Raw genomic sequence first — 17,803 nt, 5'->3', positions numbered from 1 at the left:
TACAAGCCATTTACCTGCGTTGACATGGTATTCAAGTGGTATTAGCTTCCGTCGCACAAGCGAGCCACAAAAATCCCATACTCGCGACGGAAACGACCTACATGAACGACCTTCAAACCCTACGTCCCGACGACTCCCAGCCGACGCCGCTGTACTTGCAACTGGCGCGCAACCTGGAAGCGGCGATTCACGCCGGGCAATGGAAGGCGGAACAGGCGATGCCGTCCGAACGCAACCTCAGCGACCAGCTCGGTATTTCCCGTGTTACCGCGCGCAAGGCTTTGGAGGTTTTGCTCGATCAAGGCCTGATCCGCCGCCTGCAAGGCTCCGGCACGTTCATCACCCCCCGCCTGGAGCAACCGCTGTCGCGTCTTTCCGGCTTCAGCGAGATGCTGCGCCTCAAAGGTTTCGTGCCGAGTTCAAAATGGCTGGAGCGGGAAATCAGCCTGCCGACCCACGAAGAACTGATCCGTCTTGGCCTGTCGCCGAACGACAAGGTGGCGCGCATGAAGCGCCTGCGCAAAGCCGATGACACGGTGATGGCCATCGAGATGAGCACCCTGCCCGCCTCGATCATGCCCAAGCCACAAGCGGTGGGCGATTCGCTCTACGAATACCTCGACGGCATCGGCAAACCGATCGTCCGCGCCTTGCAGCACATTCAGGCGATCAATGCTTCGGACGAATTCGCCGCGCTGGTCGGCATCGCCCCCGGCACCGCCATGCTGCTGATGACCCGGGTCGGCTATCTGGAAGACAACACGCCGATCGAAGTCACCGACACCTATTGCCGCAACGACTACTACGACTTTGTAGCAGAGCTGCGCCGCTGAGCGCGGCCCCAAGCGAGAACGAAAATGTCCGAAGACAACATCCTCACCGCCAGCGGCTGGGTTCGCGGCCGGCTGATTCACGAACACGGCAAGGTCGTGTCGATCGAAGGCGTTCCCTGCGATCCGGCTGATAACGCTCTGCCCTATCTACTGCCGGGTTTCATCGACCTGCATGTGCATGGCGGTGGCGGCAAAGACATCATGGAAGGCGCCGAAGCCTTCGAAACCATCAGCAAAACCCACGTGCGTTTTGGCACGACGTCGCTGCTGGCCACGACCATGACCGCGCCAAGCGCCGAGATTTCCAGGGTCTTGAAAGAGGTAGGCGAATTCTGCGAGCAGCGTCCGCAAGGCGCCGCGCGAGTGCTTGGCGTGCACCTTGAAGGCCCGTACATCAACCCCGGCAAACTCGGCGCACAACCGAACTTCGCCCACACCGCGTTGATGGCCGAAGTCGAAGAATATCTGGCGCTGGCGCCGATCCGCGTGATTACGATCGCCCCGGAAATCGCCGGCCATGACGCATTGATCCGTGAGCTGAGCAGCCGTGGCATTCGCATGCAGATCGGCCACACCCTCGGCAGCTACGAGGAAGGCGTCGCGGCGCTGGCTGCCGGCGCCAGCAGTTTCACTCACCTGTATAACGCGATGAGCCCGCTGCATCACCGCGAGCCGGGCATCGTCGGCGCGGCACTGGCCCACGCCAAATACGCCGAGCTGATTCCCGATCTGCTGCACGTGCACCCCGGCGCCATTCGCGTGGCCCTGCGTTCGATCCCCTGCCTGTATTGCGTCACCGATTCGACCGCCGCCGCCGGCATGCCCGACGGTGAATACAAGCTCGGCAGCCACACCGTGACCAAATGCCTGGGCGGCGTGCGGCTGCCCGACGGCACGCTGGCCGGCAGCACCCTGACCATGGATCAGGCCCTGCGCAATCTGGTCAAGATCGGTTTGCCGATCAGCGAAGCCTCGCAGCGTCTGTCGCAATTTCCCGCCGACTACCTCGGCATTACCGAACGCGGGCGCCTTGCCCCCGGCGCCTGGGCCGACTGCGTACGGCTCGATCGCTCACTCACACTGACCGCCGTCATGGTCGAAGGAGAAGACATTGACTTCAAAAATGCTTGAAGAGGCGCTGTCCTCGTTCGAAGCCGTGCAAGCGCAACTGCAACAGCTCGACGCGCCGATGATCGAGATCGCCGGGCGCCTGCGCCGGCAGCCACCGCAAGTGGCGATGACGGTCGCCCGTGGCAGCTCCGACCACGCGGCGAGTTACTTCGCCTACCTGACCATGCAGCAACTGGGCGTGCCGGTGGCCTCGTTGCCGATGTCGGTGGTGACCATGCAGCAGGCGCCACTGAAAGTCAGCGGTCAGGTTGCCTTTGCGTTTTCACAGTCGGGACAGAGCCCGGATCTGGTCAACAGCCTGCGCCTGTTGCGCAAGCGTGGCGCGCTGAGCGTGTCGATGGTCAATGCCGCCGATTCGCCACTGGAGGCGGCCTGTGAATTCAGCCTGCCACTGCTCGCCGGCACGGAAAGCAGCGTCGCCGCGACCAAGAGTTTTATCGCCACCCTCAGCGCCAGCGCGCGTTTGATCGCGCACTGGAAAGAGGACAGCGAATTGCTGCAAGCCCACGATGCGCTGCCAGAAGGCCTGCGCGAAGCGGCGAAACAGGACTGGAGCGTGGCCATCGAAGCGCTGCGCGATTGTGAACGCCTGATGGTGATCGGCCGTGGCGCCGGTTTCGCGATTGCCCAGGAAGCGGCGCTGAAGTTCAAGGAAACCTCGGCGATTCAGGCCGAAGCGTTCAGCAGCGCCGAAGTCCGTCACGGCCCGATGGCACTGATCGACGAACACTATCCGCTGCTGATCTTCGCTCCTCGCGGCGCGGAACAGCCCGGCCTGCTGAGCCTGGCGGCGGACATGCGCCAACGCGGCGCCCGGGTCTTGCTCGCCGCGCCGGATGACGTCAGCGAACGCGACCTGACCCTGACCCGCGCCGAACACCCGGCCCTCGACCCGATTCTGGCGATCCAGAGTTTCTACGTGATGGCCGCAGGCCTGGCTGTAGCGCGGGGCATGGACCCGGATCAGCCGCGCCATCTGAGCAAAGTGACCCGCACGCATTGATAGCGGCGAAGGACGTAACTCTATGTAGGAGCTGCCGAAGGCTGCGATCTTTTGATTTTGATTCACAAAAAACAAGATCAAAAGATCGCAGCCTTCGGCAGCTCCTACAAGGATCAGCGAAATTACTGATGAGACCCAGCCATGCCCGACAACAATAAAGAGCTGACCCTCAGCGCCCCGCTCAGCGGCCCGGTACTGACGCTCGCCAACGTCCCGGACGCGGTGTTCGCCAGTGGCGCGATGGGTGACGGCATCGCCATCGACCCGCTCAACGACACGCTGTATTCGCCCTGCGCCGGCGTGGTCATCCACGTCGCGCGCAGCAGCCACGCGGTGACCGTGCGCGCCGACAACGGTGCGGAAATCCTCCTGCACCTGGGCCTCGACACCGTTGAATTGAACGGCGAAGGTTTCGCCATGCTGGTCAGGGAAAGCGATCGCGTCAGCCTCGGTCAGCCGCTGCTGCGTTATGACCTGGACAAGGTCGGCCAGCACTGCAAAAGCCTGGTCAGCCTGTTGATCCTGACCAACAGCGCGGATTTTCAAGTGCGGCCGATTACCCTCAAAGCGGTGAAAGTCGGCGAGCCGTTGCTGCACGTCATCGCGCGCAATGTGGTGGCGGCGAACACCGATACACGCGGTGGACCCGAGGTTCGTGGCCAGGTGCGAGTCGCTCATCGCGGCGGCTTGCATGCGCGCCCGGCTGCACTGATCCGACAGACCGCGCAGGGTTTCAACAGCCATTCACAGCTGCACTTCAACGGCAAATCGGCGCCGTGCAACAGCCTGATCGGTTTGATGGGGCTGGCCATTGGTGAGCAGGATGAGGTGCAGGTCAGTTGTCAGGGGCCGGACGCCGATGCCGCGCTGCAAGCCTTGCTCAGCGCACTGGCCACCGCACTGCCGGAGGATCATCACGCGCAAGCGCCGGTCCGCACTGCGGCGCTGAAACGCCCGGCCGAGACCGGCGTGCTGCACGGCGTTTGCGCGGCGCCGGGGCTGGTCGCCGGGCCGTTGTTTCGCTTGAACGCGATCACCTTGCCGGCGGATGCGGGCAATCACGATCCCGTGCAACAGCAGCAGATTCTTGAAACGGCATTGAACGCAGTGCGCAGCGAAATCGCCGCCACCCTCGCCCAGGCGAAAAAGCACAAAAGCGCCGACGAAGAAGCGATCTTCGCCGCGCACATGGCGCTGCTCGAAGACCCCGCCCTGCTTGACGCGGCGCAGCATTTCATCGAGCACGGCACTGCAGCGACGCACGCCTGGAGTCGGTCGATCGAGGCGCAGTGCGACATGCTCCAAGGCACCGGCAGTCCGCTGCTGGCCGAGCGCGCCAACGATTTGCGCGACCTCAGGCAACGCGTCCTGCGCGCGTTGCTCGGCGAGGCGTGGCAATACCAGGTGCCGGCCGGCGCCATCGTCGCCGCGCAGGAACTGACGCCATCGGATCTGCTGCAACTGAGCGCGCAAGGTGTCGCCGGGTTGTGCATGGCCGAGGGCGGCGCGACCTCGCATGTAGCAATCCTGGCTCGCGGCAAAGGCCTGCCGTGCATCGTCGCTTTGGGCGCGCTATTGCTCGAACAACCGCAAGATCAGGCCGTCGTGCTCGACGCGGACGGCGGTCGTCTTGAGCTGACGCCGAATGCGCAACGTCTGGCCGACGTGCAACAGGCGCAAGTCGAGCGCCAGCAGCGCCGCGACAGCCAACACGCCAAAGCGCATTTGCCCGCCGAAACCCGCAATGGCGTGCACATCGAAGTGGTCGCCAATGTCGCCTCCAGCAGCGAAGCGGCAGATGCCTTCGCCAACGGTGCCGATGGCGTCGGCCTGTTGCGCACCGAGTTTCTCTTCGTCGATCGGCAAACTGCCCCGGATGTCGAAGAACAGCGCAGCAGCTACCAAGCGGTTCTCGACAACATGGGCGACAGGTCGGTAATCATCCGCACCATCGACGTCGGCGGCGACAAGCAACTCGAGTATTTGCCGCTGCCTGCCGAAGCCAACCCGGTGCTTGGTCTGCGCGGTATTCGTCTGGCGCAGGCGCGGCCGGAAATTCTCGATCAGCAACTGCGCGCGCTGTTGCAGGTCAAGCCGTTGTCGCGTTGCCGGATTCTGTTGCCGATGGTCACCGAGGTCGACGAACTGTTGCAGATTCGCCAGCGCGTCGATGCACTGCGGCTTGAACTGGGCATTGCCGAGCGCCCGGAAATCGGCGTGATGATCGAAGTGCCCGCCGCCGCGCTGCAAGCCGAACAGCTGGCCGAGCACGCCGACTTCCTCTCCATCGGCACCAACGACCTGTCGCAATACACGTTGGCCATGGACCGCGACCATGCCGGGCTGGCGGCACGGGTCGATGCCCTGCACCCGGCATTGCTTCGGCTGATCGCCATGACGTGCGAAGGCGCGGCGGTGCACAAGCGCTGGGTCGGCGTCTGCGGCGCCCTCGCCTCCGATCCGCTGGCGACGCCGGTGCTGATCGGCCTCGGCGTCACCGAGCTGTCGGTAAGCCCGGTGCAGATCGGTGAGATCAAGGATCGCGTGCGCCAATTGCACGAAGCCGAATGTCAGCGCCTGAGCCGCGACCTGCTCAAGCTGTCCAGCGCCGCCGCCGTGCGTCATGCCTGCCGTCAGCACTGGCCGTTGCCCTAACAACAAGCTCTCGTTAAAGAGCAGGAGAACCACCATGTATCAACTCTTCATCGAAGGCTTGCAACGCCTGGGCCGCGCACTGATGCTGCCCATCGCAATCCTGCCGATTGCCGGCCTGCTGCTGCGCCTGGGCGACACTGACCTGTTGAACATCGCGATCATTCACGATGCTGGACAGGTGATCTTCGCCAATCTGGCGATGATTTTTGCCATCGGTATCGCCGTCGGTTTCGCCCGGGACAACAACGGCACCGCCGGTCTGGCCGGGGTGATCGGATATCTGGTGATGATCTCGACCCTGAAGGTCCTCGATTCGACCATCAACATGGGCATGCTCGCCGGGATCGTCAGCGGCCTGTTGGCCGGAGCGCTGTACAACCGCTTCAAGGACATCAAGCTGCCGGAGTATCTGGCGTTCTTCGGTGGCCGCCGTTTTGTGCCGATTGTCACCGGGTTTGCGGCGGTCGGCCTGGGCGTGGTGTTCGGCTATATCTGGCCGCCAATCCAGCAGGGCATCAACGCTTTCGGCGCGCTGATGATGGAAAGCGGCAGCATCGGCGCCTTCGTCTTCGGCGTGTTCAATCGCCTGCTGATCGTTACTGGTCTGCACCATATCCTCAACAACATGGCGTGGTTCGTCTTCGGCAACTTCACCGACCCGACCACCGGTGCGCTGGTGACCGGCGATCTGTCGCGTTATTTCGCCGGCGACCCGAAGGGCGGCCAGTTCATGACCGGCATGTTCCCGATGATGATCTTCGGTCTGCCCGCCGCCTGTCTGGCGATGTACCGCAACGCCCTGCCGGAGCGGCGCAAAGTGATGGGCGGGATTTTCCTGTCGATGGCGCTGACCTCATTCCTGACCGGGGTGACCGAGCCGATCGAATTCGCTTTCATGTTCCTCGCACCGCTGTTGTTCCTCCTGCACGCGTTGCTGACCGGCTTGTCGATGGCGATCACCAATGGCTTGAACGTCCACCTCGGCTTCACTTTCTCCGGTGGCTTTATCGACATGATTCTCGGCTGGGGTCGCTCGACCAATGGCTGGCTGGTGATTCCAGTCGGGCTGGCTTATGCGGTCATCTATTACTGCGTTTTCGATTTCTGCATCCGTCGTTTCAATCTGAAAACACCGGGGCGCGAGGATGTGGCGGTCGCCGAGCAAGCCGTACTCACCGAGAACGAGCGCGCCAGTGCCTATATCAAGGCTTTGGGCGGCGCCGAAAATCTGCTGACGGTGGGCGCTTGCACGACACGGTTGCGCCTGGAAATGGTCGATCGCAACAAGGCGCTGGACAGCGAGTTGAAAGCACTCGGCGCGATGGCCGTGGTTCGCCCCGGCAAGGGCGGCAGTTTGCAGGTGGTGGTCGGGCCGCTGGCCGACAGCATTGCCGATGAAATTCGCCAGGCCTTGCCGACCTTGGGTCGTGCCCCGATCACCTCGCCGACGGCGGTTATCGATGAGCCGAAATCGTTGGCAATCGCCAGTGCTGAGGCGCAGCAATGGCTGAAAGCGTTAGGCGGTGGCGACAATGTGCTGCAGCTCGATTGCATCGCGCTGACCCGGATTCGTCTGCAACTGGCCGATGGTGAGGCGTTGTCCGAGACGCAGCTCAACGCGCTGGGTTGTCTGGGCGTCAGCCAACTGCAGGGCGGGGTATGGCATTTGCTGGTCGGAGACAAGGCAGCGAGTCTGAGTGAAGCAATCGGGCGCTTGGCGAGTCGTCGGGAGATCAGCACGCAAGCTTGATTTCAAGTGTCACGACGGGCCTCTTCGCGAGGGGGCTCGTTCTCCTCGCAACGAGGTCTTCGCCAAAAAACGCTACATATATACCACCCCGCAAAACACCCTCATCGCCATGCTGGACCCTCATCCCCAGCCTGGAGAAAGTGCCCATGAGCACGCCCACAGCCCCCACCCCCGACGAGATCAGAAGTGATCTCAACCAGATCGGCAACTACCTGTTCCAGACACCCGATCCCTTACTGCCCGAACACCCACCGAGCACCGAACAGGCCTACCTGAAAAAGCTCAACGAGCAGCTGATAACCTACCGCACCGGCTACCTGCAACGCAGCCGCGCGCTCTACCAGACGCTGGAAACCAGCGACCTGCAAAGCGTCGCAGGCAAAAAGCTCATCGCGACGCTGAAGATCCGCCTCAACACCCAACTGATCAACATGGACCTGCGCGACCAGATCGACGGCAAACCGGCGAAAACCTTCCTGAACTACGATGCCGGATTCACCGCCATCGGCCACGAAGCGCGGCAAGCCGTCAGTGATCGCCTGCTCCATCCGCAAGCCGGCGAACTGCTGAATAAACTCGATCTGGGACCGATGCTGCGTCCTGCCATTCATGCACTGCAATTCAGCTATCAGAGCACCACGGTCGACCTGGCCGGCGCGTTTGTCGTTACGGAAAAGGACAGCCCGCGGGTCATCGGTCTGTCGACAGACCAGAGCGTCGGCTACGCCGTACTGTTCACCCCGGCACGAGGCCTTGAGCTCTTCGATTCTCTGGCCGATCTGGACAGCCACCTGCGCACGTCGCTGACATCGCGCAGCGGCCACGACGAGTTCATGCGATTACTGCCGACGGGCTACCACGATGTCGGTGCCGCAGGAATCTGGCCGCTGTCGCTCGCGCCAATCGACAGCAAACCGTTGTTCGAATATACCTACGACGCATTGATTGAAAAGCGCACGCAGGATATCGAGCGCGCCTTGAGCTTCGCCGACAACCCACAGCAAGACCCAACGCTATTGCTCGCAGCGCTTGAAAAGGCGATCGCCGCTGCCCTGCCGGATCTGACGCGGCGCCTGGAGCTACGCGCACAAACCTTGTTCGAACGCCACCTTCGCTACAGCGCACCGGATTGGTACCGCAGCGCCAGCACGGCACGGCAAACCGAACTGGCCGAGCACTTGAGCAACTATCAGCAGGCGCGGCAACACTTGCTCGATCTGATGGGACCGGTGGGCACTCTGGAGGCGCTGGCGCGCCAGCAATGGCTGGAACGCCTGAGCGATGATCTGGAAATTGACGATCTCGAACCGGAAAAACTGCAGATCAGCACTGACCGCCGAGTGCCGGGCTATGGCGTTTATATACATCAATACAATCTGCTCGAGCTGTCCTTGCGCGGCCCACACACGGGTGATGAATTGCCGGGTTCGCAATTCCTCAGCCACACCACTCTGACGTATGACGGCGCGCGCTTGCCGGAAAGTCATACTGACCTGACACCGGCATGGCTGGTCAAACAGGCCATAAGCCTGGAGCCCCGCGTCGACTTCAATCACCTGCAAAAAGAGATGCACGCCGGCGCCGCCATCAAACCCGCCCTTGAGCGAATGCTCGATCAACGCATCCTCGCCCTCGCCCATACGGCTGTACTGCAAGGTCACCTGCTCGTCAGTGATTTGCCACTGATCCAGCGCTTGCGCAGTGGCGGCGATCCGCAGCTGCGCGCCACGACCCTGTCGCTGCACGGCGCACAATTGCAGGATTTGTGGGTACTGCGTCAGAGCGATGCCAGCGGCACCATCAAGCGCATCTTGCTGTGCACGCCACAAGCCCCACGCGAGCAACAGTTTCAGGCCTTCGACAGTGAACGTGAATGCCAGACCCACCTATTGGGCTGGGCGAAGCATAGCGACACCGCCGACAGCATGGCCGGTTACCTGATCAACCGCGCACCAATGCGCTTTCGCCCAACGCTACGCAAAGTACTGGCGGGCCTGAGCTTCAAGCCTGACGCGCTGGAGCACCGAAAGGTGACCTTTGATAACTGTGGCGACCATCTCGCTTGCCTGAAAGCGATGGCCGAACACGTGCTGGCTACGCGCGTTGACGACTATGACTGGAGCACGCCCCTGTGGTATCGCTCGACCACTGCTGCCAATCGTCGAAAACTGTCGACCCTGAGCGAAGATGCCGAAGGCGCGTTGCGTGCATTCAACCGGCACGCCTTGTCCGGCAGTCATTTTCCGTCATTTGACGACTACGTACACGAGCAAGCCAAAATCAGTCTGAATCGTCTGCTCAAGCGCCCGGCCAACGATGTCGACCCGGATACCGTCTGGGCATATGCGCCAATGTCCATCGTGCCCTCATTGACCCCCAAACCGCTGTCGTACACCCAGCTGTACCGCGACGGCTATGCCGACGGCGTCGGTTTTCTCGATGAGAAATTCTCCCGCTCGGCCCGTTTCAAAGGCCCGCCAGGCATCGACGTCAGCAGCCTCACCGCACAGAACGTTGCACGCTCGGTCACGGGCGTGTGGATCGGCCAACGCTATACCAACAAGGTCAAGAGTGATCTGCAAAGTTCGACGAGCGAAGGCTATGAGTTCAGGCGCAATGCGACATTGGCGATCACTCAGCGCCAGATGAAAAGCGCCGCGCTGGAATCTCAACTGCAAGGCCATATCGCCAGCAGCGATCTGCAATGGCTGGAGCAGAGCATCACCAGCATGGACGAAAGCGCTGGCACCACTCGCACGCAATACCCGATTCATCGCTTGATGATCGACGGCGAATGGGTGATGGATGCGTGGCTGTTCAGCCATGCCGATGACCCGGTTCTGCTGTATACCCCGGACGCGCCCGACGGTGTCAGGTTTCGCGAAGCACGCCTGTTCAACTATTTGCTTCAGCAGCAGGCCGGCATGATCGAATACCTCACGTCTCGGGTTGGCGTGAGTGCACAGACGCGCGTACGGACGTTCCTTGAGAACGCTAAAAAACAGCTCCCCGAAAACCTCAATAAAACGACGCCCAGCCCGGCACGCTACGATTCAACACCGGCCACCGCTGCCGTCAGCGATCTGCGCTCGGCGCTTTACAACATGAAGCTGCAACGGCGGATCGATAACGTCGATGCCACTACCAGCAGTCGCGCCGAAATGATCGCTGGCCTGATCTGGACAACGGTGGAATGGATCGCCGCCGTTGCCACTGCGCCCTTTCCGCTGTTGAGCCTGAGCACCGGTCTGCTACTGGCCTTCAAGGACGCCATGCTCGCGCTGCACGCTTATCGTCAGGGTGAGCATGGCGAAGCCTTCCAGCATTTGCTCGGTTATCTGTTCAACAGCACCGGCGCGGTACTGACCGATTTGCGCCCCGCCCTGCGTTCACTCAAACCCGTGCATCGGCCGTTGCGCCAAGCAATCGCCACCGCCAGCAACGAACAGCAGAACGTGGTGACGCTGATCAATCAGGTCGAGCCCCAACCCGAGTGGAACGACATGCGTGTGGTGGTTTTCAGAAGTCAGCTTTACTACACAGGGAAAAATCCCGACGCACTCGGACGCCATTTGCTTTATATACCAAAGCCGAACTCCCCTGACCTCGTTTCGACCGGCATCCTGGTGGTGCCCAACGCAAAGGGCATGATGGTGCGCAGCGGAATGACCGGCGGCGCGCCAAAGTACGATGCCGTGCCCGAGACTCCTGGCCCGCACAAGGATTATGGCGTGGCGGACAAGTATCGCCAGCGCGTCGAAACAGTGATGAATCCGCAAAACCGGGAAAACATCATCCTGCGCAGCCAGGACTACATGGGTACCAATCCCCACGTGATCTTGTTCGGTGCGGCCGAGGAACTCGCCTCGACACGCACCGCCTACCTGCTACAGGTCGAAAAACTCACCACCGATGCCACACGTCATTTCGCCGAACTCGCCCCCCTGCCCGCTCGGGCCGAAGTCCCGGCCGTTGCTGCCGATACTTCAATTGCACAGTTGATCGCCAGCGACGCCCTCAAAGGGAAAAACCTGGTGATCGGCGCCCAGCCAGGCTCTATCGCCAGTAAACAACTGCTGATCGACCATGTCGACGAGCTCGTTGCAAGCGGTTTCAAGCGCCTTTATGTCGAGTATCTGGCGGGGGATGTGTTTTACCCCAAGCTGGAAAAGATGAACAGGGGTGGGACATGGAAGCACATCAAAACCCATCTCAAAGCGGTTGACCGCGCGCTGGGCCACGAGAAGGACGCGTCATACTCGTATCTGGCACTGGTGCGCACAGCCCGGGAAAAGGGCTTGACGATTCATGCACTGGACGCCTCGACCAGTTATCAACTGGAACACGCCATGGTACTGGCCGACCTCTCGCCACTGACCCCACGAAGCAACAGCATCAGAAATTTCTACTCGCACAAGACACTGTCCGCCGACAGCGCTGAATTAACCGAGGAACGCTGGATCGCCCTCACCGAACAGACACGCATGAGCACCTTCGACAAGACGCCTGGCCTGGCCGACCTGCACGATGCCATTGCCGTGCGGGTTGAAGACATCGACCTGTACCAGCCCCAACGTGTCGGACTGGATTCACCAGGTTCAATCGCCGGGGATGCGGCGGCCAAGGGCGATTACCTTGTACAGACACCGACCGCGTACAAGGCACCCCAACCGGTCTTGAAGCCAGCGGAAACTGCCGCTGTGGTTGATCATTTCAGCGACTACGACATTGCTCCGTCACTGCGTGACGACATCGCCCGAATGCTGCATAAACCCTACTCCATGGATTCCCACTACCGCCCGGTGCTCGCAAGTGAGCAAGTGGCCTACGACGCCTTCATTGACAGTCGCAAGCGCCTGGAGAAAAAGGCCCGAGACACGTTTACCGATTACACCCCTCCCGAAGCGCCGATCCTGCCATCGCTCACGTCCGATACTTCGTTCGAGGGTTTTCTACAGCAATTGTCCGAGCGGCGCCTGAACCTGGTGATCGGCGAAGCTCATGGGGATGTTTCGAGCAAAGCGCTGCTGAAGAAGCACATGAAGGGACTCAAGCAAGCCGGTTACGACACGTTGTACGTGGAGCATGTATTGACCGATTTGCATCAGGCCGATCTGAATATCTTTCTACAGACCCAGCGCATGCCGGACAGGCTCAAAACTTATCTGCGCCATCAAGACCGCGGGCATATGCGAGCCTATGAGGGTAACGATACATACACTGAGGTCTATCAGGCAGCGGCGAAATACAATATCCGCATCAAAGCGCTCGATTGCACAGCGTCTTACCACCTCAAGGGACTTTCGGACGAAGTTGTTTCGCGAAACGAGATGCTCAGCTATTTCGCAACTCAGGTGATCGAGGCCGACCAACTGGCGAACGGGCCGCACAAATGGGTAGCGCTCATTGGCAGTGCGCACACCAATTACAATCTCGGCGTGCCGGGCCTGGCAGACACCCTGTCAGCCGTCAGCCTCCATGTACGCGATACCGCCACTGAGCTCGCCAGAGATATCCACCGCGGCACAGGGCAAATCGTCGCCGACGTGGCTGAAAAGCGCGGTATCCATCACCGCGGCCTGCGAAGCGATTTCCTCATGAAAGTAGCCGTCGCCGGTAAGAAAAAACCAGCCGCGGCGCCATCTGTCAGCCGCAGTAGATTGACCCATCCCGGATTGTTCCTGATCGAATACGAAGGCTCGAGCGGAGCCCGCCTGGTGCATAAATCCAAGACCGGCGACATTGTTGTCACGCCGATCCAGGTGAATGACAAAGGCTTGTTGTTCGTCGATCGTTGGGAGAAGAAAGATCAGGGGTTCAAATACCTGCGCACACTGATCCAAATGCTTGAAACGGACGTGAAGTTGGTGCAGGTGACGTAACGCGGGGCCGCTTGCAGGTTTCGGAAACCACTGGGTTTGCAAGCCCAGTGGTTTTTTTATGCCCTAGAGCTGTGATTGTCCGCAGCGCTCGAGCGGCAGGTGGGAAGGTTGTGCCGATTCAGACATTGCTTTAACAGACTTCAGATCGCCACCCTCACCCTAACCCTCCCAAAATGTCGGACGGCCCGTAGGGAGAGGGTTGGGCTGGCGGCGTTCCGATGAGGGCAGCCACACCCACCATCCAAAGCCAACCACCCGCTTCTAACCACTCAACAATGAGCGCCAGCTCGAGTGCTCTTGATCTTGATCTTGCCACTGCTCGGCTGTAAGGCTATCGCTCACAAAATCGGCGCCAACAAAAAACCCGCAGACAATCACTCATCTGCGGGTTTCCCGTTCAGCCGCCAAAAGGATCAGAAATCCTCCAGCCGCCACACCTCATAAGCCGGCGTCTCATACGGATGGCTCAATTTCAACGCTGCCACAACAGCAACAATCAACTCATCCGTAACGACAAGCTCAACCTTCCATTCCTCGACCCGCTCAACCTGCCCCGCCTCGCCAATGAACGGCTGACTGCCATCCAGCGGCCGAAACTGACCCGAGCCAAGCACTTGCCACGCACAGTGGTCGTAGTCACCGATCCGCCCGCCACCGGCAGCGAACACAGCCCCTTTGACCACATCGACATGACTGTCAGGAACAAAAAACGCCAGCTTGTACACGACGATCAATTAACCCAGACGCGCGCATTACGGAACATACGCATCCACGGTGCATCTTCGTTCCAGTCTTCCGAGCGCCACGAGTTCTGCACCGCGCGGAACACCCGCTCCGGGTGCGGCATCATGATCGTCACGCGACCGTCACGGCTGGTAAGGCCGGTAATGCCCCGCGGCGAGCCGTTCGGGTTGGCCGGGTAGGCTTCAGTGACCTTGCCGTGGTTATCGACAAAACGCATCGCCACGCAACCGGACAGATCGGCTTCCAGCAGTGCTTCTTCGCTGGCGAACTCGGCGTGACCTTCACCGTGGGCGATGGCGATCGGCATGCGCGAACCGGCCATGCCCTGCAGGAAGATCGAGTTCGACTCCTGGATCTGCACCATCGCCACGCGCGCTTCGAACTGCTCCGAGCGGTTGCGCACGAAGTGCGGCCAGAACTCGCTGCCCGGAATCAGCTCGTGCAGGTTGGACATCATCTGGCAACCGTTGCACACCCCGAGGGTGAAGCTGTCGTTACGTTCGAAGAAGCCCTGGAATGCGTCGCGGGCGCGGCTGTTGAACAGCGCCGACTTGGCCCAGCCTTCACCGGCACCGAGCACGTCGCCGTAGGAGAAACCGCCGCAGGCCACCAGGCCTTTGAACTCGTTGAGGTCGACACGACCGGCGAGGATATCGCTCATGTGCACATCAATCGCGCTGAAACCGGCGCGGTCGAACGCGGCGGCCATTTCCACCTGACCGTTGACGCCCTGCTCGCGCAGCACGGCAACCTGTGGACGGATGCCTTTCTTGATGTAAGGCGCGGCGACATCCTGGTTGACGTCGTAGCTGAGCTTGACGCTCAGACCCGGGTTGTCTTCTTCCAGCAGTGCGTCGAATTCCTGTTCGGCGCAGTCGGCGTTGTCGCGCAGTCGCTGGATCTGGTAACTGGTCTCGGCCCACTGACGCTGCAGCAGACGACGCTGGCCTTCGAACACGGTGTCACCGTTGAAGGTGATGTTGATCTGGCCATTGTTGATCGGCTGACCGATCACCGACACGCAGTCGCCCAGGCCAGCGGCGCTGAATTGCGCGAGGATGTCCGGGGTGGCGTCCTGACGAACCTGGATCACCGCGCCGAGTTCTTCGTTGAACAGGATCGCGGCGATTTCCGAGGCGGATTCGGCAACGCTGTCCAGGTTCAGGCTCAGACCGCAGTGGCCGGCGAAGGCCATTTCCACCACGGAGGTCAGCAGACCGCCGTCGGAACGGTCGTGGTACGCCAGCAGGTGACCGTCGGCGTTGAGGCCCTGGATCACCGCGAAGAAGGCTTTCAGGTCTTCGGCGTCATCGACATCCGGTGCCTGCTGGCCGAGCTTGCCGTGGACTTGCGCAAGGATCGAAGCCCCCATGCGGTTCTGCCCGCGACCGAGGTCGATCAGGATCAGGTCGGTGGTGCCCTTGTCCATGCGCAGTTCCGGGGTCAGGGTCTGACGGATGTCAGCCACTGGCGCGAAACCGGTCACGATCAGCGACATCGGCGAGGTGACGGTTTTTTCTTCGCCGTTGTCGTTCCAGCGGGTGGCCATGGACATCGAGTCCTTGCCCACCGGAATGGTGATGCCCAGCTCAGGGCACAGCTCCATGCCGACCGCTTTTACGGTGTCGTACAGACGCGCGTCTTCGCCCGGGTGGCCGGCCGCCGACATCCAGTTCGCCGACAGTTTGATGTCGGAAAGCTTGTTGATGCGCGAGGCGGCAATGTTGGTGATGGTTTCGCCAATCGCCATGCGGCCCGATGCCGGGGCGTCCAGCAGAGCCAGCGGCGTACGCTCGCCCATTGCCATCGCTTCACCGGTGTAGACGTCGAAACTGGTCGCGGTGACGGCAACATCGGCCACCGGCACTTGCCACGGGCCAACCATCTGGTCACGGGCGACGAGGCCGGTGATGGTGCGGTCGCCGATGGTGATCAGGAAGCTCTTGCTCGCCACGGCCGGGTGATGCAGAACGCGTTCGATGGACTCGGTAATGTCGAGGTTCGACGGATCAAAGTCATCACCCAATTCAGCTTCGCGAACCACCGAACGGTGCATGCGCGGGGCCTTGCCCAGCAACACTTCCAGAGGCATGTCCACCGGGTTGTTGCCGAAGTGGCTGTCGGTCACGGTCAGTTGCGGTTCGGCGGTGGCTTCGCCGACGACGGCAAACGGGCAACGCTCGCGTTCGCAGATCGCCTGGAAGCGCTCGAAGTCTTCCGGGCCGACCGCCAGCACGTAACGTTCCTGGGATTCGTTCGACCAGATTTCGTGCGGGGCCATGCCCGGCTCGTCATTCGGGATGTTGCGCAGTTCGAAACGGCCACCACGGTCGCCGTCGTTGACCAGTTCCGGGAAGGCGTTGGACAGACCGCCCGCGCCAACGTCATGGATGAAGCTGATCGGGTTCTTGTCACCCAGCTGCCAGCAACGGTCGATGACTTCCTGGCAACGACGCTCCATTTCAGGGTTTTCACGCTGCACGGAAGCAAAATCCAGATCCGCCGAACTGGTGCCGGTGGCCATCGACGAAGCCGCGCCGCCACCGAGACCGATCAACATCGCCGGGCCGCCGAGCACGATCAGCTTGGAGCCGACGACGATCTCGCCCTTCTTGACGTGTTCTTCACGGATGTTGCCCATGCCGCCAGCGAGCATGATCGGCTTGTGGTAACCACGCACTTCGTCACCGTGCGGAGTGGTGATCGACTGTTCGAAGGTACGGAAGTAGCCGGTCAGCGCCGGACGACCGAATTCGTTGTTGAACGCCGCGCCGCCGAGCGGGCCTTCGATCATGATGTCCAGTGCGGTAACGATGCGCTCAGGCTTGCCGTACGGCACTTCCCACGGCTGTTCGAAGCCGGGGATCTGCAGGTTGGATACGGTGAAACCGGTCAGGCCGGCCTTTGGCTTGGCGCCGCGACCGGTTGCACCTTCGTCACGGATCTCGCCGCCGGAACCGGTCGATGCACCCGGGAACGGGGCGATCGCGGTCGGGTGGTTGTGGGTTTCGACCTTCATCAGGATGTGCACCGGCTCCTGCACCGCACCGTACTGGCGGGTTTCAGGGTTCGGGAAGAAGCGGCCGGCAACGTTGCCGACGATCACCGAAGCGTTGTCCTTGTAAGCGGACAGCACGCCCTCGCTGTGCATCTGATAGGTGTTCTTGATCATGCCGAACAGGCTTTTTTCCTGGCTCTGACCATCGATGTCCCAACTGGCGTTGAAAATCTTGTGACGGCAGTGCTCGGAGTTGGCCTGGGCAAACATCATCAGCTCAATGTCGTGCGGGTTGCGCTTCAAACCGTTGAAGGCGTTGACCAGATAGTCGATCTCGTCTTCGGCCAGGGCCAGGCCCAGTTCGGTGTTGGCCTTTTCCAGTGCAGCGCGGCCGCCACCGAGAATGTCGATCGCGGTCAGCGGCTTCGGCTCGGCGTGGCTGAACAGACCGGCGGCCTGTTCAAGGTTGGCCAGCACGATCTGGGTCATGCGGTCATGCAGTGCGTCCGAAATCAGTTGGGCTTCGGCTTCGCTGAACTCACCGGCGACATAGAAGGCGATACCGCGTTCCAGGCGCTGGATCTTGCTCAGGCCGCAGTTGCGGGCGATGTCGCTGGCCTTGCTCGACCATGGCGAGATGGTGCCGAAACGCGGCAACACCAGAAACAGACGGCCGGTCGGCTCTTGAACCGGAACACTTGGGCCGTACTTCAGAAGGCGCGCTAGCACCTGCTGTTCGTCGCCGGTCAGGACGCCGGTGACTTCGGCGAAGTGAGCGAATTCAGCATACAGGCCACTGACAGCTGG

The 17,803-nt window shown here is 61.3% G+C and carries 8 protein-coding genes; 6 read left to right on the top strand and 2 right to left on the bottom strand.

The features are described from left to right. Positions 1 to 101: 101 nt before the first annotated feature. The 6 genes from ACIGDJ_RS21430 (at position 102) to ACIGDJ_RS21405 (ending at position 13,254) form a co-directional block, all read left to right on the top strand. Positions 102 to 833, top strand: coding sequence for a GntR family transcriptional regulator (locus ACIGDJ_RS21430; protein ID WP_101159350.1), 732 nt, complete (start codon positions 102 to 104; stop codon positions 831 to 833). 24 nt (positions 834 to 857) lie between these two features. Beyond that, the gene (nagA, locus tag ACIGDJ_RS21425; RefSeq protein ID WP_101159349.1) at positions 858 to 1,964 is read left to right on the top strand and encodes an N-acetylglucosamine-6-phosphate deacetylase; all 1,107 of its coding nucleotides are present in this window, start codon (positions 858 to 860) and stop codon (positions 1,962 to 1,964) included. Continuing rightward, positions 1,945 to 2,967 (top strand): SIS domain-containing protein, encoded by a 1,023-nt coding sequence (locus ACIGDJ_RS21420; RefSeq protein ID WP_312995418.1) that lies wholly within the window; start codon positions 1,945 to 1,947, stop codon positions 2,965 to 2,967. Before nagA ends, ACIGDJ_RS21420 begins: the two co-directional genes overlap by 20 nt. A 141-nt stretch (positions 2,968 to 3,108) precedes the next feature. Continuing rightward, on the top strand, positions 3,109 to 5,622 hold the full coding sequence (ptsP, locus tag ACIGDJ_RS21415; RefSeq protein WP_397479959.1) for a phosphoenolpyruvate--protein phosphotransferase: 2,514 nt from the start codon (positions 3,109 to 3,111) through the stop codon (positions 5,620 to 5,622). A gap of 34 nt (positions 5,623 to 5,656) precedes the next feature. Then, positions 5,657 to 7,372, top strand: a complete 1,716-nt coding sequence (gene nagE / locus ACIGDJ_RS21410; RefSeq protein WP_101159346.1) for an N-acetylglucosamine-specific PTS transporter subunit IIBC — start codon at positions 5,657 to 5,659, stop codon at positions 7,370 to 7,372. A 146-nt stretch (positions 7,373 to 7,518) separates the two neighbouring features. Continuing rightward, positions 7,519 to 13,254, top strand: coding sequence for a dermonecrotic toxin domain-containing protein (locus ACIGDJ_RS21405; RefSeq protein ID WP_397479958.1), 5,736 nt, complete (start codon positions 7,519 to 7,521; stop codon positions 13,252 to 13,254). Between the two features lie 413 nt (positions 13,255 to 13,667). On the opposite strand, the gene ACIGDJ_RS21400 is transcribed toward ACIGDJ_RS21405, so the two are convergent. Both ACIGDJ_RS21400 and purL read right to left on the bottom strand, forming a co-directional pair. Beyond that, positions 13,668 to 13,979, bottom strand: a complete 312-nt coding sequence (locus tag ACIGDJ_RS21400; protein ID WP_397479966.1) for an NGG1p interacting factor NIF3 — start codon at positions 13,977 to 13,979, stop codon at positions 13,668 to 13,670. A gap of 5 nt (positions 13,980 to 13,984) precedes the next feature. Continuing rightward, a partial coding sequence (gene purL / locus ACIGDJ_RS21395; protein WP_397504613.1) for a phosphoribosylformylglycinamidine synthase occupies positions 13,985 to 17,803 on the bottom strand: 3,819 nt, incomplete at its 5' end.

Origin of the sequence: Pseudomonas sp. NPDC079367 (genome assembly GCF_044542195.1) — a bacterium.
Lineage (GTDB): Bacteria > Pseudomonadota > Gammaproteobacteria > Pseudomonadales > Pseudomonadaceae > Aquipseudomonas.
This window is presented reverse-complemented; position numbering and strand designations above follow the sequence as displayed.